The sequence below is a fragment of the Pseudomonas vancouverensis genome (assembly GCF_004348895.1).
GTDB lineage: Bacteria > Pseudomonadota > Gammaproteobacteria > Pseudomonadales > Pseudomonadaceae > Aquipseudomonas > Aquipseudomonas vancouverensis.
Genome location: NZ_RRZK01000035.1, coordinates 46,050 through 64,348 on the forward strand (window position 1 = coordinate 46,050; position 18,299 = coordinate 64,348).

Sequence of the window (18,299 nt, forward strand, 5' to 3'; positions counted from 1 at the left end):
AAGTTTTTCGATTGGCTTGGGATACAGCGCAACGGCTTTGCGATGGGGTGGCGGGAGGGGCTATTCGCTCGGTGCCTGCTCGTAGCACGCCAGGCTGCGATCGATCGCCACCCACGGCTGCGCGGAGGCGCACCACAGATGCACGGCAGGTTTGAACGCCGATGGATCGCTGAGGCTGCCGGCCTTGAGCACAAACAACCCGGGCAGGGTGGTCACCGCGCTGTACAGCGCAGAGCCGCAAGTGCTGCAGAAAAACCGCTGTACTGGCAGACCGCTGCCGCCATTGCTGGCATAGCTGCACAGGCCAGGGCCCGAGACTTCGAAGCCTTCCGTGGGCACCAGTACGTTGACCGAAAAGGCACTGCCCGACTGTTTCTGGCAATCGCTGCAGTGGCAGACAGCGGTCATCAGCGGTTCAGCGAAGGTGGAGTACTGGACATTGCCGCACAGGCAACTGCCATTGATGTTGTTCATGGGCGTTCTCTTCAGTGTGGGTTCAAATGTTGTGGGTTGCGGGGCGCCATTCACCGGCGTGACGGACCGTGGTTTTGAAGCTGTGGCGCGCACAGAACAGCAGCGGGCAGGCCAGGGCGCAGGCAATCAAGGTGACGATCAGGATGGAGTAGCGAATGGCCGCGGGGTCGACCAGCACGTAGTCGGTGATCACGCCGATTGCCAATGGGCCGATGCCGACACCGAGCAGGTTGAGTATTCCGGTGTACAGCGCGATGAATTGCCCACGCATCGGCGCCGGGGCGATATCGACGATCAACGCCGGACCGATGCCGAACAGGCAAACCCAAAGGCCTGCGCTGAGTGCCAGGAATGGCATCGCCATGGTCGCGGTGGGGGCGAGCAGCAGCGGTGTGGCGCAGAGCGGCAGGAGCAGGCTGGCGCAGATCGCCACGCGCAGGTTGCCGTTGGCCACGCCGCGGCGGCGCCAGTACTCGCCCAGCCAACTGGCACCGAGCACGCCCAGCGGCGAGCTGACGCACATGATCAGCCCCATCACGGTGCCGGCCTTGGCGTACGTCCAGCCAAACTCGCGGACCAGGTAGCTGGGCACCCAGGCACCGCCGCCATATACCGCGGCGTTGTAGCAGCCCATACCGACCACAATGGCAAGGAAAGTGCGCCGGTTTGCGCGCAGGAAGGCCAGCACTTCCTTCAGCGGCACGTTGGCTGCTATGGCGGTGGCAGTCGTTCGTGGGACGCGATCCCGTCGCGGCTCCGGCACGCCGAGCATCAAAAACAGGACGATCAGGCCCGGCAGACCGATCGACATCAGCGTGGTTTGCCAGGGTGCCAGGGTGCCCAGCCAGGGCAAGGTCAGTGGATAGGTGCTGAAGTAGCCGAGCACCAGGCCGGTGGCGAGCAATCCGCCACCGACACCGACCGGGCCACCGGCACCGAATACACCAAGGGCACGGCCACGTTTCTCCACCACGAACAGGTCACTGATCAGCGACACGGCTCCCGGCAGCAACACCGCCTCGCCAACGGCCACGCCCACGCGCGCCAGCAGCAGGTGCCAGAACTCGCTGGCCAGGCCGCTGGCCGCGGTGGCCAGACACCACAGGCCAATGCCGACAATGATGATCAGGCGTCGGTTGCCCCGATCGATCAACCGCGCAATCGGCAGGCCGGCGAGGGAGTAGAAGGCGGCGAAGGTGAAGCCATGGAGCATGCCCATCCACGCATCGTTGACGTGCAGCGATTGCTGGATCGGCCCGACCAGCAGGCTGAGCACCTGTCGGTCCATGATCGAGAAGACATAAGCGAGCAGCAGTACGCCCAGGGCGTAATGGGCACGGCCCCGATTGGGCAGTGACAACGTCGCGTAGGGCGTGGCCGGCGCCGGGATGGTCGTGGGGCTGGTCATCGACGAATTACCTCATGGGCTTGTTCTTGTAGTTGAGGTTGAGCGGCGCACGGGTCGCCGCGCGTGACTGGCTCAGCTCGCCGCGGCAATGGCGTCGGGTGGCTGCAAACGTCGATAACCGCCGCCATGGAACACCAACGGGGCTTTGTCGAAACGGTCGAACGCCAGCACTTCACCGACCAGAATGATGTGGTCGCCACCTTCGTATTGATAAGTCGTCTTGCACTGAAAACGTGCCGAGCAGCCGTCCAGCAGCGGGATCTCGTTGGGGCCACGTTGCAGTTCAAGCGCAGCGAATTTTTCCCCGCCGCTTTTGGCGAAGCGGTTCGACAGCGGTTCCTGGTCAGTGGCCAGGATATGCACGGCAAAGTGTGAGCCCTGGGTAAAGGCCTGCGCCGACGAGGAGTCCTTGTTGATGCTCCACAGCACCATCGGCGGGTCGATTGATACCGAGTTGAAGCTGTTGGCGGTCATTCCATAATCCAGACCGTCCTGGCCGTGAGTGGTGACGATGGTCACGCCGGTGGTAAAGGCGCCGAGCGCCTGACGGAACTGCTTGGGATCGAAGTCAGAAGTGTTCATTTACGGGAACTCCGTTGCCGCCGACTGTGCCGGCGGCTGATTGTTATGGGTTTGGAGTGGTTCAGCGCTTGAGCAGTGGCATGACCAGGCGGCCGAAGCGCTCGGCTTCCTCGTGGTGCGGATAGCCGGACAGGCAGAAGCCACTGCAACCGGCGTCGACGAACGCCAGCAACTGGTCAGCCACCTGCTGTGGGTTGCCGACCACGGCGATACCGGCGCCGGGACGCACTTCGGTGATGCCGGTCCACAGGTGGGGCGTCATCTTGCGGCCGGCGGTTTTCGAGAGCTCTTTCATGCGCTGGTTGGCAACGGACTCGGCCATCATGGTCTTGACCTGTTCGGTCCAGGCCGGATCGGCGCCGTTGACCAGGGTATCGGCTGCGGCCCAGGCCTCTTCTTCGGTTTCCCGGCAGATGATCTGCAAGCGCATGGCGAATTCGATGTCATCGCCTCGACCATATTTGGCAGCCCGCTCGCGCATGTCCTTGATCTGTTCGGCAATGCGCTCCGGGTAGTCGCCCCAGAACAGGTGCACGGCGGAATGCTTGGCGGAAATTTCCGCGGCATGCTCAGAACCGCCGCCGAGATAGAACGGCGGATGCGGCTGCTGGAAGGGCGCCGGAATGACTTTCGGGCTGTGTGCCTGATGGTATTTGCCTTGGTACTCCACGCCTTCCTCGGTCCACAGGCGCTTCATCAGTTCGACCTCTTCTTCCAGCTGCTCGTAGCGGCTGTCCTTGGCGACGATCTGACCTTCGGCGTAGGCGTCCTTTTCGCTGAGGCCGGCGATCAGGTTGATGTAGATGCGTCCCTTGGACAGTTGGTCGAAGGTGGCAAACATCTTGGCCTGCGCCACCGGGTGGATGAAGCCGGGCTTTACCGCCACCAGGGCCTTGAGCTTCTCGGTGCGGGCGATGACGAAGGACGCCGTCACCCAGGCATCCCAGCAGAAGGGGGTAACAGGAACCAGAACGTAGTCGAATCCGGCCTGTTCGGCGGCAACCGCGACCCGTTCGAAATGTTCGAGGGATTGCGGGATGGCTTTACTCGGGTCACTGAAGGCTGTGGTGTCGCCAATCGTTGGAATGAACCAACCCATCTGCAGCGATTTTTTATTGTTCATGCGCTTGGGCTCTTGTTATCGGGGGAACGATGGAGCCACTACAACAAACAAGATAAAGTGATGGAAATGAATAGTTGGAATTCAAGGTATGCACAGTGTAAATACACGTACCCTGGACCTTAACCTGCTGGTGGTGTTCGCCACGCTGTGGGACACGCAGAACGTGACCCGCGCCGGCGAACGTCTGGCGCTCAGCCAGCCGGCGGTCAGCCATGCACTGCGACGCTTGCGCGAACGTTTGGACGATGAGCTGTTTGTCATTGGCCGCCACAGCCTGGTACCGACGGCCCGGGCGATGGAATTGATTGGCCCGGTGCGCGAAGCCCTCGGTCGGCTCGACGACGTGCTGCAAGGTTCCACGGCATTTTCACCGGCCACCGCGCAGCGCAAATTCCGCATCGCCTCCGGCGACTTCGTCGAGTTCCTGATCCTGCCGCGGCTGATCCAGCACATCGCCAGTGAGGCGCCCGGCGTGATGATCGAGGTGGTGCCCTTGCCGGCGAACAATGCTTTGCCGTCATTACTGGAAAACGGTGAAATCGATCTGGTCATCAGCACGCCCGTGGCGTTCGGGGCGGGATTGCGTGAAGAGACCGTCACCAAGGTGTCGCTGCTCACCTTGATCTGGCAGCGCGAGGGCTTGTCGCCGGGCCGCTTTCCACTGGATCTGTACCTGGAGCGGCCGCAAGTGATGATCGAAATGCACCAGCGCGAAGGCAACATCATCGACGCCAGCCTGCGTGCCCAGGGGCTCGCACGTCGCGTGGGTGTGTTGGTGCAGAACTTCATGGCGATGCCGGTGATCGCCTCGCAAACGGGCTACATCTGCAACCTGCCCGGGCCGATCGCACAGGCCTTTGCCCAGACGTTCGGCCTGAGCTGTCACCAGCCGCCAATCGATTTCCCCGAACCCGAGCTATTCGCCTATTGGCACGCCCGATTCGATGCGGACCCGGGTTTGAAGTGGTTGCGTGAGCGGATAAAGGAGTGTGCCAATACCTCTGACGAGTGAAGTGCTCACCCCCGGGTTTTCTTCAGTCCTTTCAAGCGCAAAGTCGCCCTCTGCACAGCGGCCATTTTTTCCGGCCGCTTCATGCGCTTCCACTTTCTGATGTCTTCCTTGCTGCGACCGCAACTGACGCACAGGTCGCCACTCAATTGGCAAACCGCGATGCACGGGTTTTCAATGTCCTTGGCCATCCTCAATAACCCTTGGCCTGACGTTTCTGCCAATTGCCGGCGTGGCTTCGCTGGCATTCTTCCTCTGAGTCAAACCGAACCGTGCGCTCGGATGGCATCAGGTCGATACCGGCTTCGCGCAAGGCGATGGCCGTCAGTTCAAAAATACGTGCCTTTGCGTTGCTCTGGGCGAGCTGCTTGTCGGCCAGGGTTTCGAATACCCAGATGACGTTCAGTGTCTGCGCCAACGCGCTCAGGTCCGCCGTGTGGGTGAGCCAGGTAAAACCTTTGATCTCGGTCTTTGCGGTTTCGCAGGCTTCGGTGAGCGTAGCGATCAAATGGCGTTCGATCCGCGCCAGTTCACGTTTGCCAGGGGTCATTGCGGCTTCCTTAGGAAATAATGGTGGATGCAGCGAATCAGGCCGGTCGAAACTCGACCGTCAGATGGCTGATTTCATGAACCGGCTTGAGACGTTCGCGAATGCTGTCGGCACTCGCACAAGGCTCACCGAGGACGCTGACAATGGCTGCATGGGCTTGCGGTCCAACCCGCCAGACGTGCAAGTCGGTGATGGTGGCATCCCCCGGTTTCTCCACCCGTTCGCGGATCTCCTCGGCAATGTGCGCATCGGTCTGATCCAGCAATACGCCAGCCGTCACCCCCATCAGTGTCCAGGCCCAACGCGCAATGACGAGCGCACCGACGAGGCCCATGGCCGGGTCCAGCCACACCCAGCCCAGATAACGGCCGGCGAGCAACGCAGCGATGGCCAGCACCGAGGTCAACGCGTCGGCGAGTACGTGGACGTAGGCGGATTTCAGGTTGTTGTCGTTGCCGTGATGATCATGGTGATCGTGATCGTGACTGTGCCCGTGGCCCAGCAACAGGGCGCTGACGATATTGACGATTAATCCGACAATCGCGATCAGCGTAGCGGTACCGAACTGTACGTCCGTGGGCTGCACCAGGCGCATGATCGATTCGACGGCGATGCCCAGCGAGACCATGCCGAGAATCAATGCCGAGGCGAACCCACCCAAGTCCCCAACCTTACCGGTACCGAAGCTGTAGCGTTGGCTGCGAGCATGGCGTTTGGCGTAGCCATAAGCGGCCGCCGCGATGCCCAGTGCGCCGGCGTGGGTCGCCATGTGGAAACCATCGGCGAGTAACGCCATCGAGCCGGTGATGTAGCCGGCGCTGATCTCGCCAACCATCATCACCACGGTCAGTGCCACGACCCAAAGCGTGCGCTTGGCATTTTCGTCGTGGGCCGCACCAAGGAACATGTGGTCGTGGCTGTAGTTGAGATGACTGCTGTTCATGGGTAGGTGCCTGGGTGGGTCACTTGGAGTAGCGGCGAATGGCTTCAAGCAGCTCTTCGACGCCCCGGTTGCGTTCTTCTTCGCTGAGCGCCGGATTCGCGACATGTTCGCGCGCGTGGTCCTCGATGATTTCTTCCATCAAACCGTTGATGGCGCCGCGAGTGGCGGCAACGAGGTGCAGTGTCCTGGCGCAATCGTGATCCGCTTCCAGTGCCCGTTCAATCGCCTGGATTTGCCCGGCAATGCGTTTGACGCGTTTGAGCAGTTCGTCTTTGTTGGCTGCAATATGACCCATTGGATACCCCCCCTGCCTATGTGTTGTGCATGATAGGTATACCCCCTATACCTATGCAAGATTTGCTTGGAGAGCTATAGAGAGCAGCGTTCTCTGCCGATGGGGCAAGTCGCACCAGTATTCGTGTTTAACCAATGTTTAACTATCCATGGATATGGATAGATAAATCGGATTAGCCAGCTTTTTCCGCTCAATCGACCGTCCTAAAGTGGCGTCACCGGTTCGAACCTTCGAACCGACACCTCACTACACAGTCGATTGGAGATTCCAAAATGAGCAATAAACTGGCAGGCAAAGTTGCACTGGTAACCGGCGGCACCACCGGCATTGGCCTGGCTTCGGCCCAGGAGTTCGCCGCACAGGGCGCAACGGTGTTCATCACCGGCCGCCGTCAGGCTGAGCTGGATGCCGCGGTGGCGCAGATCGGCGACAAGGCCGTCGGCATCAAGGGCGATGTGGCCAACCTGGCTGATCTGGACCGTGTGTTCTCGGTGATCGCGGCCAAGGCCGGGCACCTCGATGTGGTGTTCGCCAATGCCGGTGGCGGCGACATGCTGCCGCTGGGCGCGATCACGGAAGAGCATTTCGATCGCATCTTCAGCGTCAACGTCAAAGGCCTGTTGTTTACCGTGCAGAAGGCGCTGCCGCTGCTCAAGGACGGTGGTTCGGTGATCCTCACTGCGTCCACCACCGCCACCCAGGGCACGGAAAGTTTCAGCGTCTACAGTGCGAGCAAGGCCGCCGTGCGCAACTTTGCCCGCTCCTGGTTGCTGGACCTGAAGCCGCGCAACATCCGCGTCAACGCCATCAGCCCCGGCCCGGTCGCCACGCCAGGCCTGGCAGGTCTGGTGCCGGCCGAACACCTCGATGGCCTGCACGCACATCTGGCCAGCCTGGTGCCCATGGGCCGTCTGGGTGATCCGCAGGAAGTGGCCAAGGCGGTGTTGTTCCTGGCGTCGGACGACAGCAGCTTCATCAACGGCATCGAACTGTTCGTCGACGGTGGCGCCGCGCAAATCTGATGACCCGCGCACGAGTTGCAGGTGCTTTTTCCACGGGCCTATTTTCCAAAAGGCTAAGTCACTGCAACGTGGAAAAATGCTCCACCAACCAGTCGATGAATACCCGCACCCGGTTGCTGAGATTGCGATCGGGTGGGTAGGCCACATGAAAGGGATAGGGGGCCGGGCACCAGTCTTGCAGGATGGGCACCAGTGCCCCGGTCTCGAGGTGGGCTTGCACGGCGTAATTGAAGGTATGGATGACCCCCAGGCCCGCCAACCCGGCCGCAATGTGCGCATTGCTCTCATTGACACTCAGCGCACCGTTGCCGATCACTTCGACGCGTTCGTCGCCACGCTGAAAAACTGCCGGTAGCGCTCGACGAGTGCGCGCCGAGTGATAGCTGATCAAACGATGCTGTTTTTCCAGCGCCGACGGATCGCCGGGAACACCAAAGCGTTGCAGATAGGCCGGTGCCGCGCAGGTGGTCCAGGAGGCCTGCCCTAGGAACCTTGCCGCCAATGACTGCTCCATGATGGCGCCGCCGCGAATGACACAGTCGACGTTGTCGCTGATCAAGTCGACATGCCGATCACTCACGCCCAGTTCGATTTTTATCTCGGGAAACCGCGCAAAGAATTCAGGCAGCGCGGGAATGATCAGCGCGGTCGCCACGGAACTGCCGACATCGACATGGATTTTGCCGTGGGGATTGAACTGTGCGCTTTGAAAACCGGCGTCGATCTCTTCCAGGTCACGGATGAGGCGCGCGGTTTGTTCATAGTATCGGGCGCCGTCCGGGGTGACGGTCACGCTGCGTGTCGTGCGTTGCAGCAAACGCACGCGCAGGAAACTTTCCAGGTCCTGGATCAGTTTGCTCACGGTCGCCTTGGGCATCTGCAGCGAGTCTGCCGCCTTGACGAATGACCCGGCTTCGACGACGCGGGCAAACACTCGAATGGCTAACAATTGGTTCATGGTCGACGCTACCCGGCGAGATGAATCGAGTCACGGCCTAATGTGCAAGGCGCCGAAAGCCGCCTCTTGATGCCCTGTTGGACGACAATGAGCGTCAAGGGTACTCAGTCCTCGGACGTCACCACCGGCTCCTGACCGGCCTCGGCCGCCAGCTTCGCCCGGTCAGCCTTGCTGATGTACTTGGGCTTGCTTTTCGGTGCCAGTTTGGCGCTGGCTTTCTTGGCGTTGGCCTTGAGGATCTGGTTGATTTTTTTACGGCGGTTCATGTTTTTCTACTCGGCTGATCAGGCGCGGGATGATATCAGTTTGAAAGTCCAGATTCTGCTCAAGCGTCAGCGTAAAACTGGCGACGAGGCACGGCCACCAGCAGCAGCGACTGCGGCACGGCGCTTTGCGGGTGCTGCGGCTCTTGCAGGCTGGCCAGGGTAAAGCCGGCCATGTCCAGCGCGGTCAGCCAGGTGGACAGGGTGCGGAAGTACCAGGGCATCGGTTGCCATTGGCCGTTGAACCCGGCGAAGGTTTCTTCGCGCCAGCCGTCCTGGTAGTCGCCCGCCGCGACGGCCCACGGGTGCAGGGTCTGGATCACCAGCGCGCCACCGGGGGCGAGCAAGGCGTTCATCGCGGCGAGCAGCGGGATGATGTCCTGGTGCAACAGGGCGAAGTTGGCGCAGATCAGGTCGTAGTCGCGGCCAATGTCGACCCTGGCCTCCGCCAGTTCTTCATAGCTCGCCAGCCACACCGGGCAGGCGCTGGAGGCGCGTGCGGCCTCGACCAGCGTCCCATCGCCGTCCACGCCGACCGCGCTGATGCCGCGATCAGTCAGCGCCCGCAATAGCCAGCCTTCGCCGCACCCCAGGTCCAGCACACGTTCGGGTTGCCGGCCGAGGATCGCCAGCATAATCGCTTGATCAGTGACCTTGAGGCGGCTTTCGATGCTGCCGCTGCGGATCGCCTCGATCCAGGCGTGGGCGTTGTGGTGCCAGCTTTGCAGGAGGGTCGATTGCGGGGCAGACATGGGGGTATCCGACGTGGTGGCTTGGCCTCAAGGATAGGTCAAACGCTGATGAAATCGAACCACGTCGGGTAACAAACAGAGCGTTCACGAGAGCCTCGACGCCCTCAGTAATTCATCCCGTCTTCAATCGCGATGCCTTGGGCGCGCATGGCCTTGATCAGCTCGCCACGGGTGCCGGGCAGGTTGAGCATGGTCTTGGCGCGCAAGGTCGTGACTTCTTCGGCGGTGTAGGGCTGGTAGTCGGCGGGTACGCTGTCACCGGCCATGCCGTCCTTGCGCATCAACCAGTTGAGCAGGTCGGCCAGTTGCGCATTGTTCAGTGCCGATTGCGACATGCCCGGCACGCGCACGAGAAACTCACGACCGCCGGGGACTTTGAGGAAGTTGCCGACGAAACCCTTCATGCGTGGCGTGTCGTTGGCGGCCGAACCGGTGCCGTCGCTCAGGTGGCAACCGGCGCATTGCAACTGGTAGTTCACACCGACGCTGTAGCCGGCCTGGGCAATCGGCGTTTGCGGCGATTCATTGCCCGGTGCGTGCTTCTGGTGAGGGTCGGGAATGGCCCGGGCGAACGCGAGCGGGGCGCTCAAGGCGCAGACGAGACCGAGGAATAACAACTTGCGCATAACGGGCCTCTCTTGTTGTTGTGGCCGAAAAATAAAAAGGCTGTGACGCCGATAAACTGTGGCGAGGGAGCTTGCTCCCGTCGGGTTGCGAAGCAGCCCATGTGAGTGCTGCGCACTCAAGCGCGAGCATGCTCCCTCGCCACAGGTAACCGTTGAGGATCCATAAAAAAACCGCCGATTGCGCGAGCAATCGGCGGAAACCTGCGCGTTTAAATGGCGACGCCGCGAATGACCGAAACGGTGCAGTGATAGATGTGCGATTTGGCGGCCAGGCACCAGTTCACATCGTTGTTGTTGAACGGGCGGTAGGCCGGTTCTTCACTGTCGTTACGGGTGCAGGCGCACTGGGCGCAGCTCTGCTTACCGCAGCAGTCGTTATAGGAAATGATGTAGTCCTTGCCGTCGGCCGGGTTGCGGCAGGTGCCGATCCAGGACACTTGCGAGGCTTCGGTACCGGGTGGGCAGGACGTTGCCGAACCACCGCAGCAGCTGCACAGGAAGCCGTCGATGGAGCAGTAGCGCCAGTAGTCGCAGCTGTTCGGATCACCTGGATCGCCCGCTTGCGCAGGCTCGGCGGCCAATGCCTTGCTGGTGCGATCCAGCGGCAGCAGCAGGGGCAGGGCAGCACCGGCCACCATCAGCGAACCCATGCGCGACAGCAGTTTGCGCCGGGAGGTGGTGTCGGCCACACGGCGGGTCGAACGTTCAAACAACAGATCCAGCAGTTTCATAAAGGTCTCCCTGCCTAATCAGTGGCTATGGCCGTGGCTGTGGTCGTGATCGTGGGCGTGCGGTTGGGCATTGAGGTACTGCTGCAGCGTGGCGTGTTTCAGATGCTCGACTTCGAACAGGCTGTCCAGGTGCTCGCGGGAGTTGACCAGGCCTTTGGCGCGCAGGGTGCCGGCCTTGTCGATCAGTGCGGCGTACGGCAGCTTGCCGATCTGGTAGGTCATGCCCACTTCCGGGCCGACTACGTAGGTGGCGTCTTCCAGTTTGTGTTCGCGGATCAGCGCTTGCTGGGCGTCCATGTCGCCATCGCTGACGAACACAACGTCGAGAGTGCCTGCCTGTTCCTTGGCGATGGATTTGATCGCCGGCAGCAGCGACTTGCAGATCGGGCAGGTCGGCGAGAGGAAGAACAGCAGTTGCGATTTCTCGCCGGCGTAGCCGAAGTTCACCGGGCGACCATGACGGTCGGCAGCCGTGACTTGTGGCGCGGGTTCATTGACCGCCACGCCTTTGTCGACCATCAAGGCGCCTGCCGGTGCGAGACGACCGTGCAGTACGCCAATCTGCCGCACCAGGCCCATGACGACAAACGCCACGGCCACCAGCAGCACCCAGAGCAGAACGTTGGAAACGATCAAGCCTTCCATTTCGATTACCTACCAATCAATTTGAGCAGAAGAGGGGAATTCGCCAGCAAGCCATCGGCGGCGGCGTAGATGAGCAGCGCAACGGCGGCCGCAGCCAGGGTCACGAAGCCATCGAACAGGGTCAGGTCGCGGGCCATCGGTGCCACGCTGGCCACCAGCGCCAGCGCCACCAGTGCGCTGTTGCGCAGCAGCAATACCGGACGCAGTGGCTGTGCCTGGTCGGGACCGGCGCAACCGCAGTCGATGTCCGCCCGGCCACGCCACAGGTTGATGCCGATGGCGGCGGCGTACAGCGCCAGCAGGCTGGCTGCGCTCAGCGCGGCCATGCCACGGCTGACCGGAACCAGCAGGGCAAACGCAATGGCCAGTTCCAGCAGCGGCACCAGGCGTGCAACCGGGCGCACCAGGCCCTGAGGCAGCAACTGGTAGTCCGCCAGTTGCCGGGTGAAGCGGCCCGGTGCACGCAACTTGTGGGTCGCGGCACTGGCCAGAAACACCGCGATGGCGATGGCGCTGGCAATGATGAAGATCGGATCTGTGTGCATGGCCGAACCTCTTAGTAGCTCATGACCTGAGTCGCGGTTTTTGCGACTTTCGGCATGCTGCCGGACAGCTTGTTGGTCTTCAGATCAAAGATCTGTAGACCGCCTTCGACGTCGACACCCAGCAGCAACGGTTTGTCGTCGCCGGTGGCCTGCATGCTCCACACCGGAACCGGGGCTTCGAGGGTCGCGATCTTCTTGTGGGTCTTGAGATCGAAGGCCCAGATCAGCGTACTCGGGTCTTCCCACTTCATCGGTTCATGGGCGTCGTGCATCAGCACGTACAGGCGGTCCAGCTTCGGCGAAGCGGCCATCAGCTGCCAGCCACCCGGGGCCCAGCCGGCTTTCTTCTCTTCATCGGAAACGAGCGACCAGGACGGCAGGATCTTCGGTGCATCACCGGAGAAGTCCACCGGACGCACGGTGCCCAGAGTGGTGGTGAAGTAGTAGGTTTCGCCGACGTTGATCGCCCGCTCTACCAGTTTTTCCGCGTTCGGATCAAAGAACGGCGTGCGGCTGCGCGCTGTTTCCTTGCCTTCGTCGTTGAGCGTGACCACTTGCAGGCTGCCGTCGCCGCACAACGAGGCAAAGCGGCGATTGCCGATCGGGTAGTTGAGCACGCAGCCAGGGATGGCGATTTCACCGGCCACGGCCTTGGCCTGGGTGTCGACCACAGTGACCGAGGTCGACGGGGTGAAGTTGTAGACGTAGATAAACTTGTCATCGCCGCTGGCGTTGAGCGAATAGCGTTGGGTCAGCGACTCGGCGCGCTTGTTCGGCAGCGGCACTTCCCAGGCCGGCGACAGCGTCGAGCTGTCCCAGGCGGTCAGCACGTCGGTACGGGTACCGCGGGTACCGCGGGAGTACCAGATGTCGGCGCTGTAGAGGGTCTTGCGGTCATGGCTGAGGGTCGATGGCGCGGCAAAGCCGGTTGGCACCATGCCCAGCACACGCTTCTGATCCGGGTCGACCACGGTCACGCGACCGACCACAAAGCTGTCGAATTCGACGTCGATGATGAAGGCGCGGTGAGCTTCCGGAGGAAAGGGTAGAACGGTCTGGCCAACGGTGCCGGCGGGCAGGTCCGCGCGGGCACTGTTCAAACCGAGTACAAGCAGGCTCAGGCCTAGCGCTGACTGTACGGAGATCCTGTTTGTTCGCATAAGGGGAACTTCCTGAATTGTTGGTAACGCGGATCGCGGGTGCTTTGGCAGATTTTTACCCTTTGATTCTGCCTCGCCCGGCAATCGGGAGAATTGCCCTGCCTGCCAAGTGTTTGTGTGTCTGTGCCAGTGTCACTGGCACGCAACAAAACCCGGGTTTGCAATGACCTGTGTCGAGGGAGCTTGCTCCCGCTGGGATGCGAAGCGGCCCAAAAAACAGTGCAGACAAAAAATCCTTGCGTCTGCTACACAGCCGAACGGGACGGTGCGGCGATCCGACAAGCTCCCTCGCCACAGGGCTTGTGTGAAGTCAGGTGTTTTGCGTCAGGCGAGTGGCAGGGAGAAGGTAAACACCGCGCCGCAGGGCGCCAGGTTTTGCGCCCAGATGTCGCCGCGATGGCGGCCGATGATGTTCTTGCACAGCGCCAGGCCGATGCCGTTGCCGCTGACCTTGGAGGAGAAGAAGCCGTCGAACAGCTTTTCTTGGGCCTGGGCCTGGATGCCGCGGCCACTGTCTTCGATGCGCACCAGCGCCACATCGTTTTCGCGGCTGGCATGGATGCGCAGCACCCGGCGTTCGGCAGGCAGGTCGGCCATTTCTTCGATGGCGTTGAAGGCCAGGTTGAGGATCACCTGACCGATCAGCACTTTCTCGCAGCTCACCCGCAATGGCTCGGCTGACGTCACCACCTCGATGCGCACCCGGCTCGGCTCGGCACGCAGGCTGATGAAGTAGCGGGTTTCGCTCAGCAGCTCATTGAGGTCGATCAGTTCTTCGCTTTGCTCCAGCTTGACCACGTAATCGCGCACGCTCTTGATGATCACCGACGCGTGCTCGATCTGCCGCACCGCGTTCTGCAAACCCCAGGCGACGCCTTGGTCGGTTTCGCCGGCATTGCCCAGGCGAATCAACGTGCCTTCGATGAAGTTGCGGGTGGCGGCCAGCGGTTGGCTCAACTCATGGGCGATGGCCACTGCCATTTCCCCCATGGCGTTGTAGCGTGCCAGGTATTCGAGTTTCTGTTCGCTGACGCGCCGCGCTTCTTCCGCCTGGACTTGCTCGGTGACGTCGCGAAACAGCAGCAGGTGGCCGACCAGATCGTCCTCGATTTCTATGTAACGACAGGTCGCGTCGTGCCAGCGCCAGGCGCCGTCACGTCGCTGCACCTTGTAGTGCACGCTGAAGGGCGCGTGTTCCGGGGTGTCGCTGGCCAACTGGCGCAGCAGGCGCTGGCGTGAAGCGTCGTCGCACCAGTCGAGGAAGTTCTTGCCCATCAGCTTGTGCACTTCGCTGTTGAGCAGGTGTGCGCCCGAGTCACTGATAAAACCGATATCGCCCTCGGGGCCGAGTACTGCCACGCCTTCGGCCAGGTCTTGCATAAAGGCCTTGAGCCGACTCTCGAAGCGCTTGAGGTCGCGCTTGACCTTGTCTTCTTTGGAGATGTCGCGGAACTGCACCATCAGCACATCGCGACCGTCCAGGTGCACCAGGGTCGCCACTGCCTCGGACAGGATCTCCACCCCTTGTTTGGAGCGATAGCACCACTCGATGGCCCGCTGGCCGGTGCGCGCTGCCCCTTCGAGCCAGCGCAAACCCACGGAGCGCCGGTACTTCGGCGCATCGCGCGTCATGTCCGGGGCCTTCAGCGGCGTCAGTTCTTCCAGGGTAAAGCCCAGGGCCGCCAGTGCCGCGGCGTTGGCCCAGAGAATCTCCTTGGTGTGCGCGTCGTGAAGAATGATGCACAGCGGCATGGCTTCGATCAGCGCGTAAAAGTCGTTCGGTTTTGGCTGGTACATCACGCGGCCCTTGGCGGCAGAGGTTTGCAGTATGGCGTTTTATACCTGCTCGCGCCGGGGGATGCGCTCAGAGGTAACCGGTGCCGCCCTAGGGGTTTTCTTTAGGCGGGGGGCTGCACGCACCAATAGTGGCGTCCGGATGCGGTTTTTACACTGGACCGCAATGCAAGGGCAACGACACCGCTTGTCCCTCTAACAATAATCACAACGGAGAACTCGCCCATGCTGCGTTCAGCTGCCGCGCAAAAAGACCCCGTGTCCGCCCCGGTCGAACCAATGGTCGACAGCCAGCTCTTCCAGCAAGTACTGGAAGAAGTTCGCCAGCGTCGCCACGAATTCGACGCCGGGTCCCACGTCCCACGGGACATGATCGAGCGCTTCAAGCAGGTGGGCATCTACCGCGCCGCCACGCCGAAATGCTTCGGCGGCGATGCACTGGCCCCGGCGCTGTTCCTGCAAATGATCGAACGCATCTCCGAAGCCGACGGCTCGGCGGGCTGGGTTGCCAGCTTCGGCAGCGCCGGTGTCTACCTCGCGGCCTTGCCAGTGGAAACCCTCGCTGAACTCTACGCTGATAGCCCGGACCTGGTGTTCGCCGGCGGCCTGTTCCCGTTGCAACCGGCAGAGGCCGTCGAAGGCGGCTGGCAGGTCAACGGCACCTGGAAATTCGCCAGTGGCTGCAAAGGCGCAGACCTGCTCGGCGTCGGCATCGGCGCCAGTGCCGCTGGTGGCAAGCCGCGCACCGCGGTGTTCCCGGCCAGTCAGGTGGAAATCGTCGAGAACTGGGACGTGGTCGGCCTCAAGGGCACCGGCAGCCATGACCTGCGTGTCTCGGACAAATTCGTCGAAGACCGCTGGACCTTTATCCGCGGTGGCGCAGCCACCATTGATGAACCGCTGTTCCGCTACCCGTCGATCGCCTACGCCGCGCAAGTGCTGGCGGTGGTCAACCTCGGCCTGGCCCGCGCTGCACTCGACGAAATCAGCCGCATGGCTGGCGGCGGTGGCATCACCGGCGCGCCGAAGCTGTCCGACCGCGCCTATGTGCGCATCGAGGTCGCCAAGGCCGAAGCCAAGTTGATGGCCGCGCGCAGCTTCTTCTACAACGCCACCGAACAGGTGTGGGATTCGATCCTCGCCGGCAACCCGGTGACCCCGGAACAAACCAGCCTGCTGCGCCTGTCGGCGATCCACGTGTCCCAGGCCGGTGCCGAAGTGGTGCAAAGCGCCTACAGCCTGGCCGGCACCACCGCCATTTACCTGCGCCACCCGCTGCAACGCTACCTGCGTGACTCGATGGTGGTGACCCAGCACGCCTTCCTCAGCGAAGGCCTGTACGACGGCGCCGGCTCGGTGTACCTCGGCGTCCCGCCGTTCCCGGGCTACATCTGAACCCCTTTCAACTCATTCAAGGATCAACAGCATGTCCCAAGCTACCCAGGAACCGTTGCGCGTCGTCTTCTGCATCGGCATCACCCAGAACTTTTTCGACCTGCCCACCGGCGAAGGCCTGAGCGTGTGGAAAGGCTTCAGCAAAATGATGGCCGACCTCGGCGCCATGCCTGGCATTACCGTGCTCGGCGCGATGGATGACGATCGCCTGATGGTCGGCCCGTCCACCACCTCGCCCTGGACCGTCTACATCATGGCCGACGTTGACTGCCACCAGACGGTGATCGACGCCTGCAACCTGTTCCGCACCACCCCGGTGAACGAGTACAGCCTGTGGCGCTACGCCAAGGTTGAAGCACGCATCGGTCGCCCCCTGACCATCCCTGACGCGGCCAAGGTGTAAGCCATGAGCGAGGCCTTGTTGCAGCGTCTGGCGACGCTCGAAGGGGAAAGCGCAGTACGTCGTCTGATGGCCTGTTACATGGACCTGTGCGATGTGCCGCGTGCCGCTGTTCACCTCAGTCAGTTGGCGCAGCTGTTTACCGAGGACGCGATCTGGGAAGGCCTCGGCAGCCAGACCGCGCAAACCTTCGGCAAGCACCAGGGGCGCGAGGCCGTGGCCGCGTTCGTCGGTGGTTACCTGCCGCCGTCCGACCACTTCAAGCTGAACCTGCATTACCTCACCAGCGAGTCGATCGAGGTCGACGGCAAGGCCGCGCGAGGGCAGTGGATCATGCAGCAGATCTCGACCTACGCCGATGGCCGCAACGAGTTGTTCGGCACTCGCCTGAACATCGATTTCCGTTGCGTCGACGGCGTCTGGCTGATTGCGCATTTCCGTACGCAGCGCCTGTTCAATACGGAGTTGAATGCATGAGTACCTTCATCAGCGAATTCCTCCTCGGCGGCAGCGGCAAACGTGTTGCCATCAAGGACTCCATCGATATTGCCGGTTATCCGACCCGCTCGGGCAGCCGTGCCTTTGCCGATGCCCCGGCGGCGACAAAAAATGCCGAAGTGGTGGATGCCATTCTCGAAGCCGGCTGGCAGATCGTTGGCAAGACCAACCTGCACGAACTGGCGTTCGGCGTCACCGGCATCAACGATTTCACTGGCACGCCGATCAATCCGCAAGCGCCGGATCGGGTCCCGGGCGGTTCCTCCAGCGGTTCGGCCTCGGCCGTTGCCGCAGGGCTGGCAGACATCGCCCTTGGCACCGACACCGGTGGTTCGGTGCGGGTACCGGCGGCGTGCTGCGGCATTGCCGGGCTCAAACCGACCTATGGCCGGGTCAGTCGCGTTGGCGCCCATCCGCTGGAATCCAGCCTCGATTGCGTCGGCCCGTTCGCCAGGACCATGGACGACCTGATCGCCGCCATGCAGGTGATTTGCCCAGGGTTCGCTGTCGCGGGCATGCCGGGTGAGGGCACCAACGTCGGCTTTCTCGACGTGGACTGCGATGCGCACCTGCAAGCCAGCCTCGGTGCGGCCGCCGACCGCGCCGGCTGGCGTCGCAGCCACCTGCAACTGAGCGAATTCGAAGCCGCGTTCGCCGCCGGCCTGACCGTGATCAATTTTGAAAACTGGGCGGCCTTCGGTCACCTGACCGGCAAAGGCCTGATCGGTGCAGACGTCGAAACCCGTCTGCTGGCCGCCAGCCGCACTTCCCGCGAAGAGCTGGCCGAGGCCAATGCCGTGCGCGAACGCTTCACCCGCCAGGTGGATGCCGCGCTGGAAGACTTCGCCGTGCTGCTGTTGCCGACCCTGCCGACCTTGCCACCGACCCTGAGCGAAGCCCGCGCCGGCAGCAAGGCCGTGGCTGGCATGACCCCGCTGGTACGGCCTTTCAACCTGAGCGGGCATCCGGCGCTGACCGTGCCGGTGGAACTCGATTGCGGCGGCCTCAAGGTTGGTTTGCAGATCGTCGGTCGCAAAGGTCAGGACGAACTCGTCTGCGCCTTCGGCGCGCAGTTGCAACAGAGCATGGCCGGCGAACGGCCAGCCCCTAAAAAATCATAAAAAGA

23 protein-coding genes are annotated in these 18,299 nt (G+C 62.2%); 6 read left to right on the top strand and 17 right to left on the bottom strand.

The window, feature by feature from the left end; translation table 11 throughout:
• Positions 1-60 precede the first annotated feature (60 nt).
• From EIY72_RS26890 to EIY72_RS26905, 4 genes are all read right to left on the bottom strand, one after another.
• On the bottom strand, positions 61-474 hold the full coding sequence (locus EIY72_RS26890; protein ID WP_093222450.1) for a GFA family protein: 414 nt from the start codon (positions 472-474) through the stop codon (positions 61-63).
• Between the two features lie 22 nt (positions 475-496).
• Entirely contained in the window at positions 497-1,882 is a 1,386-nt protein-coding gene (locus EIY72_RS26895; RefSeq protein ID WP_093222445.1) for an MFS transporter, read from the bottom strand.
• Between the two features lie 72 nt (positions 1,883-1,954).
• Positions 1,955-2,464: a flavin reductase family protein gene (locus EIY72_RS26900; RefSeq protein WP_093222441.1), complete on the bottom strand. Its 510-nt coding sequence runs from the start codon at positions 2,462-2,464 to the stop codon at positions 1,955-1,957.
• Positions 2,465-2,525: 61 nt separating this feature from the next.
• Entirely contained in the window at positions 2,526-3,587 is a 1,062-nt protein-coding gene (locus EIY72_RS26905; protein WP_093222437.1) for an LLM class flavin-dependent oxidoreductase, read from the bottom strand.
• Positions 3,588-3,675: 88 nt separating this feature from the next.
• Here EIY72_RS26905 and EIY72_RS26910 point away from each other — a divergent pair, with 88 nt between their 5' ends.
• Positions 3,676-4,599, top strand: a complete 924-nt coding sequence (locus tag EIY72_RS26910) for a LysR family transcriptional regulator (RefSeq protein WP_093222432.1) — start codon at positions 3,676-3,678, stop codon at positions 4,597-4,599.
• Positions 4,600-4,604: 5 nt separating this feature from the next.
• On the opposite strand, the gene EIY72_RS26915 is transcribed toward EIY72_RS26910, so the two are convergent.
• From EIY72_RS26915 to EIY72_RS26930, 4 genes are read right to left on the bottom strand one after another with little or no spacing between them, the layout of a single operon-like run.
• The gene (locus tag EIY72_RS26915) at positions 4,605-4,787 is read right to left on the bottom strand and encodes a DUF1289 domain-containing protein (protein ID WP_093222427.1); all 183 of its coding nucleotides are present in this window, start codon (positions 4,785-4,787) and stop codon (positions 4,605-4,607) included.
• A gap of 2 nt (positions 4,788-4,789) precedes the next feature.
• Positions 4,790-5,146 carry a hypothetical protein gene (locus tag EIY72_RS26920; protein WP_093222422.1) on the bottom strand — a complete coding sequence of 119 codons (357 nt, stop codon included), beginning with the start codon at positions 5,144-5,146 and terminating at the stop codon, positions 4,790-4,792.
• A gap of 37 nt (positions 5,147-5,183) precedes the next feature.
• Positions 5,184-6,089, bottom strand: coding sequence for a CDF family Co(II)/Ni(II) efflux transporter DmeF (dmeF, locus tag EIY72_RS26925; RefSeq protein ID WP_093222417.1), 906 nt, complete (start codon positions 6,087-6,089; stop codon positions 5,184-5,186).
• A 19-nt stretch (positions 6,090-6,108) separates the two neighbouring features.
• A complete protein-coding gene (locus EIY72_RS26930) occupies positions 6,109-6,384 on the bottom strand; it encodes a metal/formaldehyde-sensitive transcriptional repressor (RefSeq protein ID WP_093222413.1) in 276 nt (91 codons plus the stop codon).
• 272 nt (positions 6,385-6,656) lie between these two features.
• Between EIY72_RS26930 and EIY72_RS26935 the strand changes: the two genes are divergently transcribed.
• On the top strand, positions 6,657-7,406 hold the full coding sequence (locus EIY72_RS26935; RefSeq protein WP_093222409.1) for an SDR family NAD(P)-dependent oxidoreductase: 750 nt from the start codon (positions 6,657-6,659) through the stop codon (positions 7,404-7,406).
• Between the two features lie 58 nt (positions 7,407-7,464).
• Here the strand turns inward: EIY72_RS26935 and EIY72_RS26940 are convergent, their stop codons facing one another.
• The 9 genes from EIY72_RS26940 to EIY72_RS26980 form a co-directional block, all read right to left on the bottom strand.
• On the bottom strand, positions 7,465-8,364 hold the full coding sequence (locus EIY72_RS26940; protein ID WP_093222406.1) for a LysR family transcriptional regulator: 900 nt from the start codon (positions 8,362-8,364) through the stop codon (positions 7,465-7,467).
• Between the two features lie 104 nt (positions 8,365-8,468).
• Entirely contained in the window at positions 8,469-8,630 is a 162-nt protein-coding gene (locus EIY72_RS26945) for a DUF2986 domain-containing protein (RefSeq protein ID WP_093222402.1), read from the bottom strand.
• A 59-nt stretch (positions 8,631-8,689) separates the two neighbouring features.
• Complete coding sequence (locus EIY72_RS26950; RefSeq protein ID WP_093222396.1) at positions 8,690-9,379, bottom strand: class I SAM-dependent methyltransferase; 690 nt, start codon at positions 9,377-9,379, stop codon at positions 8,690-8,692.
• A 104-nt stretch (positions 9,380-9,483) separates the two neighbouring features.
• A complete protein-coding gene (locus EIY72_RS26955) occupies positions 9,484-10,005 on the bottom strand; it encodes a cytochrome C (RefSeq protein ID WP_093222392.1) in 522 nt (173 codons plus the stop codon).
• 209 nt (positions 10,006-10,214) lie between these two features.
• Positions 10,215-10,736 (bottom strand): methylamine dehydrogenase light chain, encoded by a 522-nt coding sequence (locus tag EIY72_RS26960; protein ID WP_093222389.1) that lies wholly within the window; start codon positions 10,734-10,736, stop codon positions 10,215-10,217.
• Positions 10,737-10,754: 18 nt separating this feature from the next.
• Positions 10,755-11,381: a methylamine dehydrogenase accessory protein MauD gene (gene mauD / locus EIY72_RS26965; RefSeq protein WP_093222386.1), complete on the bottom strand. Its 627-nt coding sequence runs from the start codon at positions 11,379-11,381 to the stop codon at positions 10,755-10,757.
• A gap of 5 nt (positions 11,382-11,386) precedes the next feature.
• Positions 11,387-11,926 carry a MauE/DoxX family redox-associated membrane protein gene (locus EIY72_RS26970; protein WP_093222383.1) on the bottom strand — a complete coding sequence of 180 codons (540 nt, stop codon included), beginning with the start codon at positions 11,924-11,926 and terminating at the stop codon, positions 11,387-11,389.
• 11 nt (positions 11,927-11,937) lie between these two features.
• On the bottom strand, positions 11,938-13,086 hold the full coding sequence (locus tag EIY72_RS26975) for an amine dehydrogenase large subunit (RefSeq protein ID WP_093222379.1): 1,149 nt from the start codon (positions 13,084-13,086) through the stop codon (positions 11,938-11,940).
• A 324-nt stretch (positions 13,087-13,410) separates the two neighbouring features.
• Positions 13,411-14,883: a PAS domain-containing sensor histidine kinase gene (locus tag EIY72_RS26980; protein ID WP_093222372.1), complete on the bottom strand. Its 1,473-nt coding sequence runs from the start codon at positions 14,881-14,883 to the stop codon at positions 13,411-13,413.
• Between the two features lie 222 nt (positions 14,884-15,105).
• On the opposite strand from EIY72_RS26980, the gene EIY72_RS26985 reads away from it, so the two are divergent.
• The 4 genes from EIY72_RS26985 to EIY72_RS27000 are packed head-to-tail and all read left to right on the top strand — an operon-like array spanning position 15,106 to position 18,294.
• Positions 15,106-16,275: an acyl-CoA dehydrogenase family protein gene (locus tag EIY72_RS26985; RefSeq protein WP_093222367.1), complete on the top strand. Its 1,170-nt coding sequence runs from the start codon at positions 15,106-15,108 to the stop codon at positions 16,273-16,275.
• 31 nt (positions 16,276-16,306) lie between these two features.
• A complete protein-coding gene (locus EIY72_RS26990; protein ID WP_093222363.1) occupies positions 16,307-16,678 on the top strand; it encodes a hypothetical protein in 372 nt (123 codons plus the stop codon).
• 3 nt (positions 16,679-16,681) lie between these two features.
• A complete protein-coding gene (locus tag EIY72_RS26995; protein WP_093222357.1) occupies positions 16,682-17,152 on the top strand; it encodes a nuclear transport factor 2 family protein in 471 nt (156 codons plus the stop codon).
• Entirely contained in the window at positions 17,149-18,294 is a 1,146-nt protein-coding gene (locus EIY72_RS27000) for an amidase (RefSeq protein WP_093222353.1), read from the top strand. The genes EIY72_RS26995 and EIY72_RS27000 overlap by 4 nt, the downstream gene beginning before the upstream one ends.
• Positions 18,295-18,299: the final 5 nt, after the last annotated feature.

Coding starts and splice junctions, on each gene's coding strand:
- EIY72_RS26970 (WP_093222383.1), bottom strand. CDS start 11,926: ATGCACACAGATCCGATCTTCATCATTGCCAGCGCCATCGCCATCGCG.
- EIY72_RS26980 (WP_093222372.1), bottom strand. CDS start 14,883: ATGTACCAGCCAAAACCGAACGACTTTTACGCGCTGATCGAAGCCATG.
- EIY72_RS26900 (WP_093222441.1), bottom strand. CDS start 2,464: ATGAACACTTCTGACTTCGATCCCAAGCAGTTCCGTCAGGCGCTCGGC.
- EIY72_RS26975 (WP_093222379.1), bottom strand. CDS start 13,086: ATGCGAACAAACAGGATCTCCGTACAGTCAGCGCTAGGCCTGAGCCTG.
- EIY72_RS27000 (WP_093222353.1), top strand. CDS start 17,149: ATGAGTACCTTCATCAGCGAATTCCTCCTCGGCGGCAGCGGCAAACGT.
- EIY72_RS26905 (WP_093222437.1), bottom strand. CDS start 3,587: ATGAACAATAAAAAATCGCTGCAGATGGGTTGGTTCATTCCAACGATT.
- EIY72_RS26915 (WP_093222427.1), bottom strand. CDS start 4,787: ATGGCCAAGGACATTGAAAACCCGTGCATCGCGGTTTGCCAATTGAGT.
- mauD (WP_093222386.1), bottom strand. CDS start 11,381: ATGGAAGGCTTGATCGTTTCCAACGTTCTGCTCTGGGTGCTGCTGGTG.
- EIY72_RS26995 (WP_093222357.1), top strand. CDS start 16,682: ATGAGCGAGGCCTTGTTGCAGCGTCTGGCGACGCTCGAAGGGGAAAGC.
- EIY72_RS26895 (WP_093222445.1), bottom strand. CDS start 1,882: ATGACCAGCCCCACGACCATCCCGGCGCCGGCCACGCCCTACGCGACG.
- EIY72_RS26990 (WP_093222363.1), top strand. CDS start 16,307: ATGTCCCAAGCTACCCAGGAACCGTTGCGCGTCGTCTTCTGCATCGGC.
- EIY72_RS26945 (WP_093222402.1), bottom strand. CDS start 8,630: ATGAACCGCCGTAAAAAAATCAACCAGATCCTCAAGGCCAACGCCAAG.
- EIY72_RS26985 (WP_093222367.1), top strand. CDS start 15,106: ATGCTGCGTTCAGCTGCCGCGCAAAAAGACCCCGTGTCCGCCCCGGTC.
- EIY72_RS26940 (WP_093222406.1), bottom strand. CDS start 8,364: ATGAACCAATTGTTAGCCATTCGAGTGTTTGCCCGCGTCGTCGAAGCC.
- EIY72_RS26930 (WP_093222413.1), bottom strand. CDS start 6,384: ATGGGTCATATTGCAGCCAACAAAGACGAACTGCTCAAACGCGTCAAA.
- dmeF (WP_093222417.1), bottom strand. CDS start 6,089: ATGAACAGCAGTCATCTCAACTACAGCCACGACCACATGTTCCTTGGT.
- EIY72_RS26890 (WP_093222450.1), bottom strand. CDS start 474: ATGAACAACATCAATGGCAGTTGCCTGTGCGGCAATGTCCAGTACTCC.
- EIY72_RS26950 (WP_093222396.1), bottom strand. CDS start 9,379: ATGTCTGCCCCGCAATCGACCCTCCTGCAAAGCTGGCACCACAACGCC.
- EIY72_RS26935 (WP_093222409.1), top strand. CDS start 6,657: ATGAGCAATAAACTGGCAGGCAAAGTTGCACTGGTAACCGGCGGCACC.
- EIY72_RS26920 (WP_093222422.1), bottom strand. CDS start 5,146: ATGACCCCTGGCAAACGTGAACTGGCGCGGATCGAACGCCATTTGATC.
- EIY72_RS26910 (WP_093222432.1), top strand. CDS start 3,676: ATGCACAGTGTAAATACACGTACCCTGGACCTTAACCTGCTGGTGGTG.
- EIY72_RS26960 (WP_093222389.1), bottom strand. CDS start 10,736: ATGAAACTGCTGGATCTGTTGTTTGAACGTTCGACCCGCCGTGTGGCC.
- EIY72_RS26955 (WP_093222392.1), bottom strand. CDS start 10,005: ATGCGCAAGTTGTTATTCCTCGGTCTCGTCTGCGCCTTGAGCGCCCCG.